Consider the following 19,383-nt stretch of genomic DNA (forward strand, 5'->3'; position numbering starts at 1 on the left):
AGTCAGGAATTTACTCAACCAAATTGCGACCAGGTTGCCTATACTCCACCCAGGACTAAGAGAGGAAGCGCATTATGAGTACACCATTGTTAATTGCCCGGACGCTGGAAAAAGAGCTGTATTTACTGCCCGCGATGGCGAACCGCCACGGTCTGATCACCGGTGCCACAGGGACGGGGAAAACCGTCACCCTGCAAAAACTGGCGGAATCGCTTTCAGATATTGGCGTGCCGGTATTTATGGCTGATGTGAAAGGTGATTTAACCGGTGTGGCTCAGGAGGGTACCCCCTCCGACAAACTGCTCGAACGCCTGAAAAATATCGGTATTACGGACTGGACGCCGCACAGCAATCCGGTGGTGGTGTGGGATATCTTCGGTGAGAAAGGCCACCCGGTACGCGCGACCGTCTCCGATCTCGGTCCGCTACTACTGGCCCGTCTGCTTAACCTTAACGACGTGCAGTCCGGCGTATTGAATATTATCTTCCGTATTGCCGATGATCAGGGGTTGCTGCTGCTCGATTTCAAAGATCTGCGCGCCATTACCCAATACATCGGTGATAACGCTAAATCCTTCCAGAACCAGTACGGGAATATCAGTAGCGCGTCAGTGGGTGCCATTCAGCGTGGGTTACTGACCCTGGAGCAACAAGGGGCCGAGCACTTCTTCGGCGAGCCGATGCTGGATATCAAAGACTGGATGCGCACCGACAGCAACGGCAAAGGCATCATCAACATTCTGAGTTCTGAGAAGCTCTATCAGATGCCGAAGCTTTACGCTGCCAGCCTGCTGTGGATGCTCTCTGAGCTCTACGAACAACTACCCGAAGCCGGTGACCTGGAAAAACCCAAACTGGTGTTCTTCTTTGACGAAGCACACTTGCTGTTTAACGATGCCCCACAGGTACTGCTGGACAAGATTGAACAGGTTATCCGCCTGATCCGTTCCAAAGGTGTTGGCGTCTGGTTTGTTTCGCAAAATCCGTCAGATATTCCGGACAACGTGCTCGGGCAACTTGGTAACCGCGTGCAGCACGCCCTGCGCGCCTTTACGCCGAAAGATCAGAAAGCCGTTAAGGCTGCCGCGCAAACCATGCGTGCCAATCCGGCCTTTGATACCGAAGCCGCTATTCAGGCTCTGGGCACTGGTGAAGCACTGATCTCGTTCCTGGATACGAAGGGTAGCCCGTCAGTTGTGGAGCGCGCCATGGTGATTGCGCCTTGCTCGCGCATGGGGCCGGTGACCGATGATGAGCGCAACGGCCTGATTAACCACTCTCCAGTGTACGGGAAATACGAAGACGAAGTGGACAGAGAATCTGCATACGAGATGCTGCAGAAAGGGGTACAGGCGACCACAGAATCACAGGATGCGCCAGCCAACAAAGGCCAGTCTGTTTCCGTCGATGACGGTATTCTCGGCGGCCTCAAAGACATCCTGTTCGGCAGCACCGGTCCGCGTGGAGGCAAGCGTGATGGCGTTGTACAAACCATGGCGAAAAGCGCCGCGCGGCAGGTCACCAATCAGATCGTGCGCGGCATGCTGGGAAGTCTGTTAGGCGGCCGTCGCCGGTAGCCGGGGAACCCACGGACGGCCAAGCGCCGAGCCCTGTACGCCGTTCTCCTGCAGATAACGGTCGATTTCTACCATCCCCGTCCAGCGGTTCTCACACCAGAGCGGTGCCAGAAGCGTTGGGCGGCGTGCGCTGGCTGAAATGCGGTGGTAGACAATCTCCGGTGGCGTGTGGCGAATCATCTCCCCTGCCGTCACTGTGTAATCGTCGAGTTCAATACCGCTTAACCGCCCGGCTTCCCAGGCTTTCGCCATAATGCTTCCCGTAACGATATGCAGAGGATGCAGCTTAATGCCGTCCACGCCGGTCTCAACCACCTTTTCCAGCGTTTCAAGACCATGCTGCTGACCTTCCCCTGGTAAACCGACAATCAGATGCGAGCAGACTTTCAGCCCACGCTCACGGGCAAGCCGCGTGGTGCGTTGGTAGCAGGCGAAATCATGGCCGCGATTAATGCGGTGCAGGGTTTTGTCGTGCGCGGTTTGCAGGCCCAGCTCCAGCCAGATCTCATAGCCTTGTTCTTTGTACTCGCTGAGCAGGTCCAACACCGCGTCCGGTACGCAGTCCGGACGCGTGCCCACGCACAGCCCAACGATGTTAGCCTGGCTGATGGCCTGCTGATACATCGAGCGTAGCACCTGCACTTCCGCCCAGGTGCTGGTGTAGGCCTGGAAATAGGCCAGATATTGCTTTGCGCGGTTCACCAGACTGGCCTGATGTGACAGTTGCTCTGCAATGGAGTGATGCTGCTGCGCTTCGTCGGCAAATGAGGCAACGTTACAAAACGTGCAGCCACCACGCCCGATGGTGCCATCGCGATTCGGGCAGCTAAAGCCGCCATGCAGCGTCAGCTTATGAACCTTTTGCCCATAGCGTTGCAAAAGATCCCCACCAAACATATTGACTAATTTCTGTAACTGCATAATCTGATAGACCGTCCCGGAGAAAGGGGACAAGCCTGCCATTTTTAGCCTCTGTCGGCGATGACCTGGATCAATCGCCCTGGGCGGCTTTTATCTATATGAATAAATACTCAGGATTACTGCAATTTCATTCACGCCAGTTGTGATTACTTTTCCTTATGTTCTGATTGTTTTTTTCGTTTATAGCGCCCTCACTGAAAAACAGTGGGTTTATGCGGGTTTGCAGTCAATGGCAGATTATTATTCTGCTATAAAACTGCTATTCAGCACGCTACATTGATAATACCGCTTTCAGATAGTGAGTCAGATCACACTCCGCGATGTCCTTTCAGGGCATTTAATCAATGTAAAAATAGTTAAATACCATTAAAATACAAAAACATAAACTCGCTTTAGCACATTTTTGTATAAATAAGATTGCCATTTGACCTGTGTACCAATTCCCGATAAGTTGGAAATCCGCTGGAAGCTTTCTGGATGAGCGGCCTGCTCATCATATTTATGCAGTAATTGAGATTCCCTCTGAAGCAAGTCCTCAAACTTGTTTACCTGCGCGAAAGGATGAAAAGAGGGCGAATGCGAGGTCCGCGTATGAAACGCAAACCCCGTCGCCATGCTCTTTCTGTGCCTGTGCGCCACGGTAAAGTTCAGTGGGAAGCCCGACGAGCCTGGGGAGGTTCACTGATATGTTGTACGATAAATCCCTTGAGAAGGATAACTGTGGTTTCGGCCTGATCGCCCACATAGAAGGCGAACCTAGCCACAAGGTAGTGCGTACTGCCATTCACGCACTGGCCCGTATGCAGCACCGTGGTGCCATCCTTGCTGATGGTAAAACCGGCGACGGTTGCGGTCTGCTGCTGCAAAAACCGGATCGTTTCTTCCGTATCGTTGCGGAAGAACGCGGCTGGCGTTTAGCCAAAAACTACGCTGTCGGTATGCTGTTCCTGAATCAGGATCCTGAAAAAGCTGCCGCCTCACGCCGCATCGTCGAAGAAGAACTTCAACGTGAAACCCTGTCTATTGTGGGCTGGCGCAATGTGCCGACCAACGAAGGGGTGCTCGGTGAAATCGCCCTCTCCTCGCTGCCTCGTATTGAACAAATTTTCGTTAACGCGCCTGCGGGCTGGCGTCCGCGCGATATGGAACGCCGTCTGTTCATTGCCCGCCGCCGCATTGAAAAGCGTCTCCAGGACGATAAAGAGTTCTACGTTTGTAGCCTCTCGAACCTGGTGAACATCTATAAAGGTCTGTGTATGCCGGCTGACCTGCCGCGCTTCTATCTGGACCTGGCGGACCTGCGTCTGGAATCGGCCATTTGCCTGTTCCACCAGCGCTTCTCCACCAACACCGTTCCACGCTGGCCGCTGGCTCAACCGTTCCGCTACCTGGCGCACAACGGCGAGATCAACACCATCACCGGTAACCGCCAGTGGGCACGCGCCCGTACCTATAAGTTCCAGACGCCACTGATCCCTGACCTGCACGATGCCGCGCCGTTCGTCAACGAAACGGGCTCTGACTCCAGTTCAATGGATAACATGCTGGAGCTGCTGCTGGCAGGCGGGATGGATATCGTTCGCGCCATGCGTCTGCTCGTGCCACCTGCCTGGCAGAACAACCCGGATATGGATCCGGAGCTGCGCGCGTTCTTTGACTTTAACTCCATGCACATGGAGCCGTGGGATGGCCCGGCGGGCATCGTAATGTCCGACGGCCGTTTTGCAGCCTGTAACCTGGACCGTAACGGTCTGCGTCCGGCGCGCTACGTCATCACCAAAGACAAACTCATCACCTGTGCCTCCGAAGTCGGTATCTGGGATTACCAGCCTGACGAAGTGGTTGAGAAAGGCCGCGTCGGCCCGGGTGAACTGATGGTTATCGACACCCGCGGTGGACGTATTTTGCACTCCGCCGAAACCGATCACGATCTGAAAAGCCGCCATCCATACAAAGAGTGGATGGAGAAGAACGTGCGTCGCCTCGTGCCGTTCGAAGATTTATCGGATGAAGAAGTGGGCAGCCGCGAGCTGGACGACGATACGCTTGCCAGCTTCCAGAAACAGTTTAACTACAGTGCTGAAGAGCTGGATTCCGTTATCCGCGTGCTGGGTGAAAACGGCCAGGAAGCCGTTGGCTCCATGGGCGATGACACCCCGTTTGCCGTGCTCTCCAGTCAGCCACGTATCATTTACGACTACTTCCGTCAGCAATTTGCGCAGGTCACCAACCCGCCAATCGATCCGCTGCGTGAAGCCCATGTGATGTCGCTGGCGACCAGCATCGGCCGCGAGATGAACGTCTTCTGCGAGGCCGAAGGCCAGGCGCACCGTCTGACCTTTAAATCGCCGATCCTGCTGTACTCCGATTTCAAACAGCTCACCACCATGAAAGAGGAGCACTACCGCGCTGACACGCTCGATATCACCTTCGACGTGGCGGAAGCGAGCCTTGAAGAGACGGTGAATGCCCTGTGTGACAAAGCCGAACAGATGGTGCGTAACGGTACCGTTCTGCTGGTGCTGTCTGACCGCAATATCGCGAAGAATCGCCTGCCGGTGCCTGCACCAATGGCAGTCGGTGCTATCCAGACGCGTCTGGTCGATAAGAGCCTGCGCTGCGACGCCAACATCATTGTTGAAACCGCGAGCGCACGCGACCCTCACCACTTTGCCGTGCTGTTAGGCTTTGGTGCGACGGCGATTTATCCATACCTGGCCTACGAAACGCTGGCACGTCTGGTCGATACCCGCGCGATCGACAAAGACTACCGTGCAGTGATGCTGAACTATCGTAACGGCATCAACAAAGGTCTGTACAAGATCATGTCCAAGATGGGCATCTCGACCATCGCCTCCTACCGCTGCTCGAAGCTGTTTGAAGCGGTCGGCCTGCATGACGACGTCGCAAACCTCTGCTTCCAGGGTGTGGTCAGCCGTATCGGCGGAGCCGGTTTTGCTGACTTCCAGCAGGATCTGGTAAACCTGTCGAAACGCGCCTGGCTGGCACGTAAACCGTTGGATCAGGGCGGTCTGCTGAAATACGTTCACGGTGGCGAATACCATGCCTACAACCCGGACGTGGTTCGTACGCTGCAGCAGGCGGTTCAGAGCGGTGAGTACAGCGATTATCAGCAATATGCTGAGCTGGTAAACAACCGCCCGGCAGCGACGCTGCGCGATCTGCTGGCACTGAATCCTGGTGATGATGCGGTCAGTATTGATGACGTTGAACCAGCCACTGAGCTGTTCAAACGCTTTGATACTGCAGCAATGTCTATCGGTGCTCTGAGTCCGGAAGCCCACGAAGCGCTCGCGGAAGCCATGAACAGCATCGGCGGAAACTCGAACTCCGGCGAAGGCGGCGAAGATCCTGCCCGTTACGGCACCAACAAAGTGTCCCGTATCAAGCAGGTGGCATCCGGTCGCTTTGGCGTCACGCCAGCGTACCTGGTCAACGCCGACGTTATTCAGATTAAAGTCGCTCAGGGTGCTAAACCGGGCGAAGGCGGTCAGTTGCCGGGTGATAAAGTCACCCCGTACATCGCCAAACTGCGCTACTCCGTACCGGGCGTGACGTTGATCTCTCCGCCACCACACCACGATATCTACTCTATCGAGGATTTGGCGCAGCTGATTTTCGACCTGAAGCAGGTCAACCCGAAAGCGATGATCTCCGTGAAGCTGGTTTCCGAGCCGGGCGTCGGTACCATCGCAACGGGCGTAGCAAAAGCCTATGCGGATCTCATCACCATCGCCGGTTATGACGGCGGTACCGGTGCAAGCCCACTCTCCTCCGTGAAATATGCGGGTTGTCCGTGGGAACTGGGGCTGGTGGAAACTCAGCAAGCGCTGGTTGCGAACGGTCTGCGTCACAAGATCCGTCTGCAGGTGGATGGTGGCCTGAAAACCGGCCTCGATATCATCAAAGCGGCGATTCTGGGTGCGGAAAGCTTCGGCTTTGGCACCGGTCCAATGGTTGCACTCGGCTGTAAATATCTGCGTATTTGCCATCTGAATAACTGCGCAACCGGTGTTGCTACCCAGGACGAGAAACTGCGTAAGAACCACTATCACGGTCTGCCGTTCAAAGTAACCAACTACTTTGACTTCATCGCCCGTGAAACCCGTGAGCTGATGGCGCAACTGGGCGTGAAACGCCTGGTAGACCTGATTGGCCGCACCGACCTGTTGAAAGAGCTGGAAGGCTTCACGGCCAAACAGCAGAAACTGGAGCTGTCTAAGCTGCTGGAAACCGCACAGCCTCATCCTGGCAAGGCGGTCTACTGCACCGAAAACAATCCACCGTTCGACAACGGCGTGCTGAATGCGCAGCTGTTACAGCAGGCAAAAAGCTATGTGGATGACAAACAGAGCAAAACGTTCTGGTTTGATATCCGCAACACCGACCGTTCCGTGGGTGCGTCGCTCTCTGGTTACATCGCGCAGACGCATGGTGACCAGGGTCTGGCTGCCGACCCGATTACCGCACACTTCAGCGGTACTGCGGGCCAGAGCTTCGGCGTGTGGAACGCAGGCGGCGTTGAACTGTATCTGACCGGTGATGCCAACGACTATGTCGGTAAAGGCATGGCGGGTGGTCTGCTGGCGGTGCGTCCGCCTGTCGGTTCAGCTTTCCGCAGCCACGAAGCAAGCATCATCGGTAATACCTGTCTGTACGGTGCGACCGGCGGTCGTCTGTTTGCCGCCGGCCGTGCGGGTGAGCGTTTTGCGGTGCGTAACTCCGGTGCTATCACCGTGGTGGAAGGCATTGGCGATAACGGTTGTGAATACATGACGGGCGGAATTGTATGCGTCCTGGGTAAAACCGGCGTGAACTTCGGCGCAGGCATGACAGGCGGTTTTGCGTACGTCCTGGATGAAGATGGCGAGTTCCGCAAACGCGTGAACCCGGAGCTGGTGGAAGTGCTGGACGTTGATACGCTGGCCATCCACGAAGAACACCTGCGCGGTCTGATTACCGAACATGTGCAGCATACCGGTTCTTCTCGCGGCGAAGAGATCCTGGCGAACTGGCCAGCATTCTCTGCGAAATTCGCGCTGGTTAAACCGAAGTCCAGCGATGTAAAAGCACTGTTGGGTCACCGTAGTCGTAGCGCAGCAGAGCTGCGTGTGCAGGCGCAGTAAGGAATTCAGATGAGCCAGAACGTATACCAGTTTATCGACTTGCAGCGCGTTGATCCGCCAAAGAAACCGCTGAAAATCCGTAAAATTGAATTTGTTGAAATCTATGAGCCGTTTTCAGAAGGCCAGGCCAAAGCACAGGCAGACCGCTGCCTGTCCTGCGGTAACCCTTACTGCGAATGGAAATGTCCGGTGCATAACTACATCCCGAACTGGCTGAAGCTGGCCAACGAGGGGCGTATCTTTGAAGCTGCCGAGCTGTCTCACCAGACTAACACCCTGCCGGAAGTGTGCGGCCGCGTGTGTCCTCAGGACCGTCTGTGTGAAGGCTCCTGTACGCTGAACGACGAGTTTGGCGCAGTGACCATCGGTAACATTGAGCGCTATATCAACGATAAAGCGTTCGAGATGGGCTGGCGTCCGGATATGACCGGCGTGAAGCAAACCGACAAGCGCGTAGCGATCATCGGTGCGGGCCCGGCGGGCCTGGCCTGTGCGGACGTGCTGACCCGCAACGGCGTAAAGGCGGTGGTCTTTGACCGTCATCCGGAAATCGGTGGTCTGCTGACCTTCGGTATCCCGGCCTTCAAGCTGGAAAAAGAGGTGATGACCCGCCGCCGTGAAATCTTCACCGGCATGGGTATCGAGTTCAAACTCAATGTGGAAGTGGGCCGCGATGTGCAGCTCGACGATCTGCTGAAAGATTACGACGCCGTATTCCTCGGCGTAGGCACCTATCAGTCCATGCGCGGTGGTCTGGAGAACGAAGACGCACCAGGCGTTTACGACGCTCTGCCATTCCTGATTGCTAATACCAAGCAGATTATGGGTTACGGCGAAACCGCCGATGAGCCATACGTCAGCATGGAAGGTAAACGCGTTGTCGTACTGGGTGGTGGTGATACGGCGATGGACTGTGTGCGTACCTCTATTCGTCAGAATGCCGCGCACGTAATCTGTGCTTATCGTCGTGACGAAGAGAACATGCCGGGCTCTAAGCGCGAAGTGAAAAACGCGCGTGAAGAGGGCGTGGAGTTCCAGTTCAACATCCAGCCTCTGGGTATTGAAGTGAATGCCAACGGTAAAGTGAGTGGCGTGAAGATGGCGCGTACTGAGATGGGTGCGCCAGATGCGAAAGGCCGTCGTCGTGCGGAAATCGTGGCAGGCTCAGAACATGTGATCCCGGCCGATGCCGTCGTGATGGCGTTCGGTTTCCGTCCTCACAGCATGGAGTGGCTGGCGAAGCACAGTGTGGAGCTGGATTCTCAGGGCCGCGTAATTGCACCGGAAGGTAGCGACAACGCTTTCCAGACCAGCAACCCGAAAATCTTCGCCGGTGGCGATATCGTTCGCGGCTCTGACCTGGTGGTCACCGCGATTGCCGAAGGTCGCAAAGCGGCTGACGGTATACTGAATTACCTGGAAGTGTAAAAAAAACAGGCCCGATTGGGCCTGTTTTTTTATTTGACGACGCGAAGAGCCGGACGACCACCGCGCGGAGGCGGATCGTCATCAGGATCATTGTCGTCATGATGATCAGGTTTATCGCCATCGATAAGTGACATCACCGTGTCGCTTTCGCGCTCATCGGATGCGTTGTCATCATTCAGGCTGGCAACATCCTCATCGTATGCCGCTTCCGGCTCAAACATGGTACCCGCGCCGTTTTCACGCGCGTAGATCGCCAGTACCGCAGCCAGAGGAACGGACACCTGACGCGGCACACCGCCAAAGCGCGCATTAAAGCGCACTTCGTCGTTCGCCAGTTCCAGGTTGCCCACCGCGCGCGGCGCGATGTTCAGCACGATCTGTCCGTCACGCGCATATTCCATTGGAACCAGCACACCCGGCAACGTCACATCCACAACCAGGTGCGGCGTGAGCTGGTTATCCAGCAGCCATTCATAGAAGGCGCGCAGCAGATACGGACGGCGTGGGGTAAGTTGTGACATTTCCACAGTCATTAGCCTCGGCCAAGACGCATTTCACGTTCAGGTTCAGTTAACGATGCCAGGAATGAATCACGCTCAAATACGCGAGTCATGTAACCCTTCAGCTCTTTCGCACCCGGACCGCTGAACTCTACGCCCAGAGTAGGCAGACGCCAAAGCAGCGGTGCCAGGTAGCAATCCACCAGGCTGAACTCATCGCTAAGGAAGAATGGCTTCTGACCAAACACAGGGGCAATTGCCAGCAGCTCTTCACGCAGTTGCTTACGTGCTGCGTCGGCTTCAGAAGAGGAGCCGCTAACGATAACGTTCATCAGCGAGTACCAGTCTTTTTCGATACGCTGCATGTACAGGCGGCTTTCACCACGCGCGACAGGGTAAACCGGCATCAACGGCGGATGTGGGAAACGCTCATCCAGATATTCCATAATGATACGGGATTCCCACAGGGTCAGCTCGCGATCCACCAGCGTCGGTACGCTTTGGCTCGGGTTGAGATCGATCAGATCCTGAGGTGGGTTATCCTTTTCCACATGCTCGATCTCAAAACTGACACCCTTCTCGGCCAGCACGATACGAACCTGATGGCTATAAATGTCAGTAGGACCAGAAAACAGCGTCATTACCGAACGTTTGTTGGCAGCGACAGCCATGAAAACCTCCAGGTATATTCAGAATTTTTACTGCTACCGGCCCAACAGGGGCCAGCCAGATGTTGTATCGCCCATCCCAGAGAAGACACATTGTTCAAGAATCGAACAAAAATCGAGTATTCACCGATATTTGGGCAGAAAATTGGATGATAGTTTACCAGATTTTGATGGCTTTGTGGTGAGGGGATTCTGGAAATGTGGAAAAAGAGGAGATATATGAATTTATATTGTGGATAACCTGCACATTATCCATAAAAAAACCCGCCGAAGCGGGTTTTTCGCCAATCGTTCTGCGTAAGCAGAAAATGATTAACGTTTGGAGAACTGTGGACGACGACGTGCTTTACGCAGACCCACTTTCTTACGTTCAACCTGACGAGCGTCACGAGTAACGAAGCCAGCTTTACGCAGTTCAGAACGCAGGGATTCGTCGTACTCCATCAGAGCGCGGGTGATACCGTGACGGATCGCACCAGCCTGACCGGAGATACCACCACCTTTAACGGTGATGTACAGATCCAGTTTTTCTACCATGTCAACCAGTTCCAGCGGCTGGCGAACTACCATGCGGGCAGTTTCGCGACCGAAGTATTGTTCCAGAGAACGCTGGTTGATTACGATTTTACCACTGCCCGGTTTGATGAAAACGCGAGCTGCGGAACTTTTGCGGCGACCAGTGCCGTAGTATTGATTTTCAGCCATTGCCTATAATCCCGATTAGATGTCAAGAACTTGCGGTTGCTGTGCCGCGTGGTTGTGCTCGTTACCTGCGTAAACTTTCAGTTTACGGAACATAGCACGACCCAGCGGGCCTTTTGGCAGCATGCCTTTAACCGCGATTTCAATCACACGCTCAGGACGGCGAGCAATCATCTCTTCAAAGGTCGCTTCTTTGATACCACCGATGTGGCCGGTGTGGTGGTAGTACATTTTGTCAGTACGCTTGTTGCCGGTTACAGCAACTTTATCAGCGTTCAGAACGATGATGTAATCACCGGTATCAACGTGCGGAGTGTATTCCGCTTTATGCTTACCGCGCAGGCGACGAGCCAGTTCAGTAGCCAGACGGCCCAGAGTTTTACCGGTCGCGTCAACAACATACCAGTCGCGCTGTACGGTTTCTGGTTTAGCTGTAAAAGTTTTCATTAAAAGCTTACCCAAATAATAAGTTACACGTTGGTGAACACCCAAACGTTTAGTCAGTTGAGGTTCACACGACAAAGTCCGGCAAACCTACCCCTTCGAATAGCTAATGCCGACACATAGAAAGTTTCGGGAAAAAAACCTTCTCGTAACGTGGGGTCGCAAGATTATAGAGAAGTTGAGGTCAAAGATCGACCCTTAAATGTGATTTGGAATGGGTTTTTCGAGGGTGGGTATTGTGCGGTCTGGTGTCCTCACCCCCAGCCCCTCTCCCGTTGGGAGAGGGTGGCATTTGTTACGGCATATGCTCAAGCTTGAGGTATTCCTCGCTCTGCATCTCCTGCAGGCGCGAGAGGCAACGCTGGAACTCAAACTTCAGCCGCTCTCCCTGGTAGATCTCATATAAAGGTACCTCAGCACTAATCACCAGCTTGACGTGACGCTCATAAAACTCGTCCACCAGCGCAATGAAGCGTCGTGCTTCGCTCTCCATCAGCCGCGTCATGACCGGAACATCCAGCACCATCACGGTATGAAACAGGCGTGAAAGCGCAATATAGTCATGCTGACTGCGGGCATCCACACACAGTGTTGTAAAGGAGACGGCCAGCGTTTGATTCTCTACGCCAAGCGTGGGCAACGGGCGGTGGTTAATCTCAAGCTCCGGAGCGTTTTCACGTTTTGCCCCCGCCAGCGCCAGCCAGAGTGTATCCATTTGATGGGTAGTCTCGGCGTTCAGTGGTGAGAGCCACAGGTGCGCCTGGGTCAACGTACGCAGCCGGTAATCCACCCCGGCATCCACATTCATAATGTCACAATACTGTTTGATGGCATCAATGGCAGGCAGGAAACGCGCCCGTTGCAAACCATTGCGATACAGTTCATCAGGCGGGATATTTGACGTGGCAACCAGCGTAATCCCGCGAGCAAACAGCGCTTTCATCAGACCGCCTAACAGCATGGCATCGGTGATGTCAGAAACAAAAAATTCATCGAAGCAGAGCACGTCCGTTTCCGCCTTGAACCTGTCGGCCACAATCTCCAGCGGATCACTTTTGCCCTGCAGTGCGGTCAGTTCTTCATGAACCCGCAGCATAAAACGATGGAAGTGCAGACGCTGCTTACGTGCGCCCGGCAGACTCAGATAAAACAGATCCATCAACCAGGTTTTTCCGCGCCCTACGCCGCCCCACATATATAAGCCGCGCACCGGAGCATGAATCTGTGGCTCTTTTTTCCCGAGCAACCGCCCTAACGCCACCTTCAGTCCACCACGTTGTTCCGCTTCCGCGGGTTTTACCGTGAGTTCCTGATAAATCATCTCCAGGCGGCTTACCGCCTCACGTTGAACGTCATCCGCTTGATGAGTTCCCTCGTTAAGGGCCAGTTGATAACGCGATGCAGGGGACAGGTTTTGCATAATCTTATTGTTATTCCTTCAATTAAACCTCACCAGCAGCCGTGACTGATGAAAAAAAGGCCGTTCTACACTACGCGATGATACGTCAGGATTCCACTTCTACAGAAATAGCGGTTATAGTGGCATTATCAGGCACAGGCAGGAGCCGAGCCAACACCCTACGGAACAACAAGACAACGGGAGAAGTTCATGACCTGGGAATATGCGCTAATCGGTTTAGTCGTCGGCATCGTCATCGGTGCTGTGGCCATGCGTTTCGGTAATCGAAAATTGCGTCAGCAGCAGTCACTGCAGTACGAACTGGAAAAGAACAAATCTGAGCTGGAAGAGTATCGTGAAGAGCTGGTCAGCCACTTTGCCCGTAGCGCCGAGCTGCTGGACAACATGGCAACCGACTATCGTCAGCTGTATCAACATATGGCAAAAAGCTCCAGCAGCCTGCTGCCGGAAATGACCGCGGAAACCAATCCGTTCCGCAACCGTCTGGCAGACTCTGAAGCTGGTAACGATCAGGCGCCCGTTCAGATGCCTCGTGACTATTCAGATGGTGCTTCCGGCCTGCTGCGTGGCGGTGTAAAACGCGATTAATCGCACAACCTGAATTTATTTTACGGGCGCAGCGATTGCGCCCGTCCTTTCTTCATGACCCCAGCTATCATTTAGTTAAACACCTCATTGTTCAGCGGTTTAAAATTCAATAACATCAACGTGTTTTTGGGGCCGTTTTTCCTTTATTCCAGGTTACGAGAGTCAACATCGATGAAGAAAAAAAACCAGCTGTTGAGCGCTATCGCGTTAAGTGTCGGGTTATCTCTCTCGGCGTCCTTCCCTGCCCTTGCCGCCATCCCCTCTCAGGTGCCCGGTCAGGCGGCCATTCCAAGCCTCGCGCCGATGCTGGAAAAAGTGTTGCCTGCGGTCGTCAGCGTACAGGTTGAGGGTACGGCTGTACAAAGCCAACGCGTACCGGAAGAACTGAAAAAATATTTTGGCGATGAGGCTCCCGACCAGCAGGCTCAGCCTTTTGAAGGTCTGGGTTCAGGTGTCATTATTGATGCGGCCAAAGGCTATATTCTGACCAACAACCATGTCATCAGCCAGGCCGATAAAATCAGCGTACAGCTTAATGATGGACGTGAATTTGATGCCAAACTGATTGGCGGCGATGACCAGAGCGACATCGCGCTGTTGCAGGTGCAGAACCCGAGCAACCTGACTCAGATTGCCATTGCGGACTCCGACAAACTGCGTGTTGGTGATTTTGCCGTTGCCGTAGGCAACCCCTTTGGTTTAGGGCAGACCGCCACCTCCGGGATCGTCTCGGCACTGGGTCGTAGCGGTCTGAATCTGGAGGGGCTGGAAAACTTTATTCAGACGGATGCCTCCATTAACCGCGGGAACTCCGGCGGGGCATTGCTCAACCTGAATGGCGAGCTGATTGGGATTAACACGGCTATTCTGGCCCCGGGTGGCGGCAGTATTGGGATTGGTTTTGCCATCCCCAGTAACATGGCCAAAACGCTGGCCCAGCAGTTGATCCAGTTCGGTGAAATCAAGCGCGGGCTGTTGGGGATCAAGGGAATGGAGATGAGCGCGGATATCGCCAAAGCGTTCAACATCAACGTGCAGCGGGGCGCATTTGTGAGTGAAGTCCTGCCAAACTCCGGTTCGGCAAAAGCCGGCGTGAAGTCAGGCGATGTGATCGTCAGCCTGAACGGTAAACCGTTGAGCAGCTTCGCAGAGTTGCGTTCACGCATTGCCACGACAGAACCTGGTGCCAAAGTGAAACTGGGACTGATTCGTGACGGCAAGCCGCTGGACGTTGAAGTCACGCTGGATAAGAGTACCTCGTCATCTGCCAGTGCTGAGCTTATCGCCCCGGCGTTACAAGGGGCAACGTTAAGCGATGGGCAACTGAAAGACGGTACGAAAGGCATTAGCATCGACACCGTTGAGAAGAGCAGTCCTGCCGCGCAGGCCGGATTACATCAGGATGATGTCATCATTGGCGTAAACCGCAATCGCGTGCAATCCATCGCCGAGCTGCGCAAGGTACTGGAAAGTAAACCAGCGGTCATTGCCCTGCAGGTTATGCGTGGTAATGAGTCTATCTATATTCTGTTGCGCTAAGCATTTGCGATGCCGGACATCACCGCTGCGTGTGATGTCCGGATAACTCATGTTATGCTGCAAATCGTCCCTTTTTTAACGACACGCGCATCATGCTTTTAAAGCTCTTACGTTCAATTGTCATCGGTTTGATTGTCGGCGGCCTGTTGCTGGCGGCAATGCCGTCTTTACGTCAGTTCAACAAGCTGACGGCTCCCGAGTTCGACAGCACGGATGAAACGCCGGCTACCTATAACCAGGCCGTTCGCCGTGCCGCACCTGCCGTGGTGAATGTCTATAACCGCGGCCTAAATAGTGCAACCCATAACCAGCTGGAGATCCGCACCCTCGGCTCCGGGGTGATTATGGACGAACGCGGCTACATTATTACCAACAAGCACGTGATTAACGATGCAGACCAGATTATCGTTGCCCTGCAGGATGGCCGCGTGTTTGAGGCGTTACTTGTGGGGTCTGACAGCCTGACCGACCTGGCCGTCCTGAAAATCAACGCCACGGGCGGTTTGCCGATCATTCCAATTAATCGTAAACGCACCCCTCACATTGGTGACGTCGTCCTGGCTATCGGTAACCCTTATAACCTGGGCCAGACGATTACCCAGGGAATTATCAGTGCGACGGGTCGTATTGGTCTCAACCCATCCGGGCGGCAGAACTTCCTGCAAACCGATGCGTCGATCAACCGCGGTAACTCCGGCGGTGCGCTGGTGAACTCACTGGGTGAGTTGATGGGCATCAATACCCTCTCGTTCGACAAGAGCAACGACGGCGAGACACCGGAAGGGATCGGCTTTGCCATTCCGTTCCAGCTGGCGACCAAAATTATGGATAAACTGATCCGCGATGGACGGGTGATCCGTGGTTATATCGGAATTGGTGGCCGTGAAATTGCACCAATGCATAACCAGGGCGGCGGTATTGATCAGATTCAGGGCATCGTGGTCAACGAAGTGTCACCTGGCGGCCCGGCAGACAACGCGGGAATTCAGGTTAACGATGTCATTGTGTCGGTTAATGGTACCCCAGCGGTCTCGGCTCTGGAAACCATGGATCAGGTCGCAGAGATCCGCCCGGGGTCTATTATCCCTGTTGAAGTCATGCGCAATGATAAGAAACTCACGCTGCAGGTGACGGTTCAGGAATACCCGGCAACAAACTGACTGCCATAAAAAAACCGAAGCCAGTGAGTGCTTCGGTTTTTTTTGCCGGGTGGCGCTAACGCTTACCCGGCCTACGTAAGACGGTTCGTTTTACTTGTTAACGAACTCTTCGCCCAGGGTGATATCTTTCTTCAGGGTATCCAGCATGCCTTCCATCGCGTGTTGTTCAAACGCGCTCAGCTTGCCGATAGGTTGACGTTCTTCGATACCGTTTTTACCCAGCAGCAGCGGCTGAGAGAAGAAGCGAGCGTGTTCGCCATCACCTTCAACATAAGCGCATTCTACAACGCCTTTCTCGCCCTGCAGAGCGCGAACCAGTGACAGGCCGAAACGTGCAGCCGCCTGGCCCATAGACAGGGTTGCAGAACCGCCACCCGCCTTCGCTTCCACCACTTCGGTGCCCGCGTTCTGGATACGTTTGGTCAGGTCAGCCACTTCCTGCTCGGAGAAGCTTACGCCTGGGATCTGCGACAGCAGAGGCAGAATGGTGACACCAGAGTGTCCACCGATCACCGGAACTTCAACGTCTGTTGGCTGTTTGCCTTTCAGCTCAGCCACGAAGGTGTTGGAGCGGATGATATCCAGCGTGGTCACGCCGAACAGTTTATTTTTGTCGTAAACACCGGCTTTCTTCAGCACTTCTGCTGCGATAGCAACAGTGGTGTTCACCGGGTTAGTGATAATACCGATGCACGCTTTCGGGCAGATTTCAGCGATCTGCTGTACCAGGTTTTTCACGATGCCCGCGTTGACGTTGAACAGGTCTGAACGATCCATACCTGGCTTACGCGCCACGCCTGCAGAAATCAGCACCACGTCGGCACCCTGCAGAGCAGGACGCGCGTCTTCACCGGAGAAGCCTTTGATTTTCACAGCTGTCGGGATGTGGCTCAGGTCAACCGCCACACCAGGGGTTACCGGAGCAATATCGTACAGGGAGAGTTCTGAGCCTGAAGGCAGTTGGGTTTTCAGTAGTAGGGCAAGCGCCTGGCCGATACCACCAGCAGCGCCGAGGACTGCGACTTTCATCCTAAACTCCTTATTATGGTTAACTTAAGTATCTGTAACTCCGTTGCGGCGACCATAATTCAGCGAGTAAATAATTACAATTTTCGTAGCTAAAGAATTTGAGGTCACGCGACTTTATCTCTCACCAGAAGACTATCTGACGACAGACGGCAACGAATTAAGAGGTGGTTACAATACACCCTGCCCCGCCACCAAAACAACATCATTTTGATAACATTTAATTTACTTTTAAGCTTATTTGCGTGGCGTGACCCAGGCATGTTTTCTGATAACGAAATCTGATAAAATCACTCCCTTTCATAACATTATTTCAGACTACCTCCCGGTAGATAATTTGCATAAAAATTCATCCACATGCATAATAATGTTGTTTCTATCGTCATATTCCGGGTGACTTATGCGAAGCTCGTCTAAGCAAGAAGAATTAGTAAAGGCGTTTAAAGCGCTACTCAAAGAAGAGAAATTCAGTTCTCAGGGAGAGATTGTTCAGGCGTTACAGGAACAAGGCTTCGATAACATCAATCAGTCGAAAGTCTCCCGCATGTTAACTAAATTTGGCGCGGTGCGTACCCGTAACGCCAAAATGGAGATGGTCTATTGCCTGCCAGCTGAACTTGGCGTGCCGACGACCTCCAGCCCGCTGAAGAATCTGGTTCTGGATATCGACTATAACGACGCCGTGGTGGTGATCCACACCAGCCCTGGTGCTGCGCAGTTGATTGCTCGCCTGCTGGATTCCTTAGGTAAAGCGGAAGGTATTCTCGGCACGATTGCCGGGGATGACACTATCTTTACCACCCCGGCAAATGGTTTCTCCGTCAAAGACCTCTACGAGGCAATTCTGGTTCTGTTCGAACAGGAACTCTAATCCCCTCTCCCCGTAGCGCCGCTGCGGGGATCGTTCTGCTCCCGCTGCGTTTCCCTCTCGATTCCACTGCCCTGACTTTGACAAATAGTGCTTTTTACTACCTATTAACATTCATCTGGTGAATGCTAAATCAAAAAATCGCACAAAAAATCAAAATCCGATATCCATATGATTTAATTAGAGAACAATACACAAAGCGGACAAAAAACACTCAATATTATGCAATTTGGTTATAAAAAACGCATTGGTTAACACGTAATAACAATTGGAACAATTAGCCTGGTATTAATTTTTACCGTTATTAGTGTATACTTGATTTTGTGATGAGGGTCACGAAACAAGACCCCACTAAAAAATTCGACGAGGTAAAAATCATGAACATTAAAACTACTGTAGCGGCGCTGAGCGTCCTGTCTGTCCTGTCATTCGGTGCTTTCGCTGCTGACTCAATCAATGCTGAACAGGCGCAATCCCGCCAGGCAATTGGTACGGTTTCTGTCGGTGCGATCGGTACATCCCCGATGGACATGCATGAGATGTTGAACAAGAAAGCGGAAGAACAGGGTGCATCATCCTACCGCATCATTGAAGCACGTTCAGGTGACCACTGGCACGCGACTGCTGAGCTGTATAAATAAGGTTTAGCAATAACTGAAGACATAAATCTCCACTCAACGGCACCAGGCATAAAAATAGCTTTTCAACCCTTCTCGCCGTTGAGCAACAACCCTATTCAAGAGTAAAGACTATGAAAACCAAATTGATCATCGCAACCCTCGGTCTGGCCTCAGTTCTCTCTTTCGGCGCAAGTGCAGCCGTACAGCAAGTGAATGCCGACCAGGCACAAAATCTGCAGTCTATGGGCAGTGTATCCGTAACGTCTGTCACTGGCTCACCCATGGATATTCGTCACGAACTGGCCGCAAAAGCTGAAAAAGCAGGCGCCAGCAGCTATCGTGTCACCGAACTGAATCAGGGTGACCACTGGCATGCAACAGCAGAGCTGTACAAATAAACCCTCGTCGTATTTCATCATACGACTTGCCCCTGACCTGCTGGTCAGGGGCTTTTTTATGCCATTCAATGGCGCGCGTTAAAACGCAGTTGCCCTTCCAGTTCTTCTTCCGCTTCATCGAACAGTAATATCAATGCGCCAAAACGTCTGCGCAGCTTATCGGGTAAATGAGTGAACTCAATCTCCAGCGGGAGTGGCAACAGACTGCCGGTCACCACGTCCCACAGGGTATCCAGATTCGTCACGCTTTCCCGTTCAAGATCAAACACCCGGATAAATTCACGATAGAAGTCTTCCTGACTGTCGATCTCGTCAAAATCAAAGGTATAGGTTTTCATTGCCAGCCACCCAGTCCACGCGAACGGCAGCTGCCGCCG

General features: G+C 53.5%; 17 protein-coding genes. 9 read left to right on the plus strand and 8 right to left on the minus strand.

The annotated features are described in order from the left end of the window. The first annotated feature begins 74 nt into the window (after positions 1-74). Entirely contained in the window at positions 75-1,577 is a 1,503-nt protein-coding gene (locus HED65_RS12870) for a helicase HerA-like C-terminal domain-containing protein (RefSeq protein WP_114978864.1), read from the plus strand. Here HED65_RS12870 and mnmL read toward each other — a convergent pair. Continuing rightward, positions 1,557-2,498 (minus strand): tRNA modification radical SAM protein MnmL/YtqA, encoded by a 942-nt coding sequence (gene mnmL, locus HED65_RS12875; protein WP_114978898.1) that lies wholly within the window; start codon positions 2,496-2,498, stop codon positions 1,557-1,559. The two genes, HED65_RS12870 and mnmL, sit on opposite strands and share 21 nt — an antisense overlap. A 686-nt stretch (positions 2,499-3,184) precedes the next feature. Here mnmL and gltB point away from each other — a divergent pair. Beyond that, positions 3,185-7,645 (plus strand): glutamate synthase large subunit, encoded by a 4,461-nt coding sequence (gltB, locus tag HED65_RS12880; protein WP_114978865.1) that lies wholly within the window; start codon positions 3,185-3,187, stop codon positions 7,643-7,645. A gap of 9 nt (positions 7,646-7,654) precedes the next feature. Then, positions 7,655-9,073: a glutamate synthase subunit GltD gene (gene gltD / locus HED65_RS12885; RefSeq protein WP_061096937.1), complete on the plus strand. Its 1,419-nt coding sequence runs from the start codon at positions 7,655-7,657 to the stop codon at positions 9,071-9,073. A 29-nt stretch (positions 9,074-9,102) separates the two neighbouring features. Here the strand turns inward: gltD and sspB are convergent, their stop codons facing one another. The 5 genes from sspB to zapE form a co-directional block, all read right to left on the minus strand. Next, positions 9,103-9,600 carry a ClpXP protease specificity-enhancing factor gene (gene sspB / locus HED65_RS12890; RefSeq protein ID WP_024906337.1) on the minus strand — a complete coding sequence of 166 codons (498 nt, stop codon included), beginning with the start codon at positions 9,598-9,600 and terminating at the stop codon, positions 9,103-9,105. 5 nt (positions 9,601-9,605) lie between these two features. Further along, positions 9,606-10,244: a stringent starvation protein SspA gene (gene sspA / locus HED65_RS12895; RefSeq protein ID WP_028017010.1), complete on the minus strand. Its 639-nt coding sequence runs from the start codon at positions 10,242-10,244 to the stop codon at positions 9,606-9,608. 309 nt (positions 10,245-10,553) lie between these two features. After that, on the minus strand, positions 10,554-10,946 hold the full coding sequence (gene rpsI / locus HED65_RS12900; protein ID WP_003860436.1) for a 30S ribosomal protein S9: 393 nt from the start codon (positions 10,944-10,946) through the stop codon (positions 10,554-10,556). A 15-nt stretch (positions 10,947-10,961) separates the two neighbouring features. Continuing rightward, entirely contained in the window at positions 10,962-11,390 is a 429-nt protein-coding gene (rplM, locus tag HED65_RS12905; RefSeq protein ID WP_003860434.1) for a 50S ribosomal protein L13, read from the minus strand. A gap of 292 nt (positions 11,391-11,682) precedes the next feature. Next, positions 11,683-12,807, minus strand: a complete 1,125-nt coding sequence (zapE, locus tag HED65_RS12910; protein WP_114978866.1) for a cell division protein ZapE — start codon at positions 12,805-12,807, stop codon at positions 11,683-11,685. 189 nt (positions 12,808-12,996) lie between these two features. Between zapE and zapG the strand changes: the two genes are divergently transcribed. The 3 genes from zapG (at position 12,997) to degS (ending at position 16,094) form a co-directional block, all read left to right on the plus strand. Continuing rightward, positions 12,997-13,395 (plus strand): Z-ring associated protein ZapG, encoded by a 399-nt coding sequence (zapG, locus tag HED65_RS12915; RefSeq protein WP_114978867.1) that lies wholly within the window; start codon positions 12,997-12,999, stop codon positions 13,393-13,395. A gap of 171 nt (positions 13,396-13,566) precedes the next feature. Further along, complete coding sequence (degQ, locus tag HED65_RS12920; RefSeq protein ID WP_114978868.1) at positions 13,567-14,934, plus strand: serine endoprotease DegQ; 1,368 nt, start codon at positions 13,567-13,569, stop codon at positions 14,932-14,934. 92 nt (positions 14,935-15,026) lie between these two features. Next, a complete protein-coding gene (gene degS, locus HED65_RS12925; RefSeq protein ID WP_114978869.1) occupies positions 15,027-16,094 on the plus strand; it encodes an outer membrane-stress sensor serine endopeptidase DegS in 1,068 nt (355 codons plus the stop codon). Between the two features lie 90 nt (positions 16,095-16,184). Here the strand turns inward: degS and mdh are convergent, their stop codons facing one another. Continuing rightward, on the minus strand, positions 16,185-17,123 hold the full coding sequence (mdh, locus tag HED65_RS12930; RefSeq protein ID WP_114978870.1) for a malate dehydrogenase: 939 nt from the start codon (positions 17,121-17,123) through the stop codon (positions 16,185-16,187). 397 nt (positions 17,124-17,520) lie between these two features. Here mdh and argR point away from each other — a divergent pair, with 397 nt between their 5' ends. From argR to yhcN (HED65_RS12945), 3 genes are all read left to right on the plus strand, one after another. Continuing rightward, positions 17,521-17,991 carry a transcriptional regulator ArgR gene (argR, locus tag HED65_RS12935; protein WP_003860428.1) on the plus strand — a complete coding sequence of 157 codons (471 nt, stop codon included), beginning with the start codon at positions 17,521-17,523 and terminating at the stop codon, positions 17,989-17,991. A 374-nt stretch (positions 17,992-18,365) separates the two neighbouring features. Beyond that, on the plus strand, positions 18,366-18,629 hold the full coding sequence (yhcN, locus tag HED65_RS12940; protein WP_114978871.1) for a peroxide/acid stress response protein YhcN: 264 nt from the start codon (positions 18,366-18,368) through the stop codon (positions 18,627-18,629). A 110-nt stretch (positions 18,630-18,739) separates the two neighbouring features. Continuing rightward, positions 18,740-19,006: a peroxide/acid stress response protein YhcN gene (gene yhcN, locus HED65_RS12945; RefSeq protein ID WP_111964988.1), complete on the plus strand. Its 267-nt coding sequence runs from the start codon at positions 18,740-18,742 to the stop codon at positions 19,004-19,006. Between the two features lie 65 nt (positions 19,007-19,071). On the opposite strand, the gene HED65_RS12950 is transcribed toward yhcN (HED65_RS12945), so the two are convergent. Next, complete coding sequence (locus HED65_RS12950) at positions 19,072-19,344, minus strand: barstar family protein (protein ID WP_114978872.1); 273 nt, start codon at positions 19,342-19,344, stop codon at positions 19,072-19,074. Positions 19,345-19,383: the final 39 nt, after the last annotated feature.

Origin of the sequence: Pantoea sp. LS15, assembly GCF_012241585.1 — a bacterium.
GTDB lineage: Bacteria > Pseudomonadota > Gammaproteobacteria > Enterobacterales > Enterobacteriaceae > Enterobacter.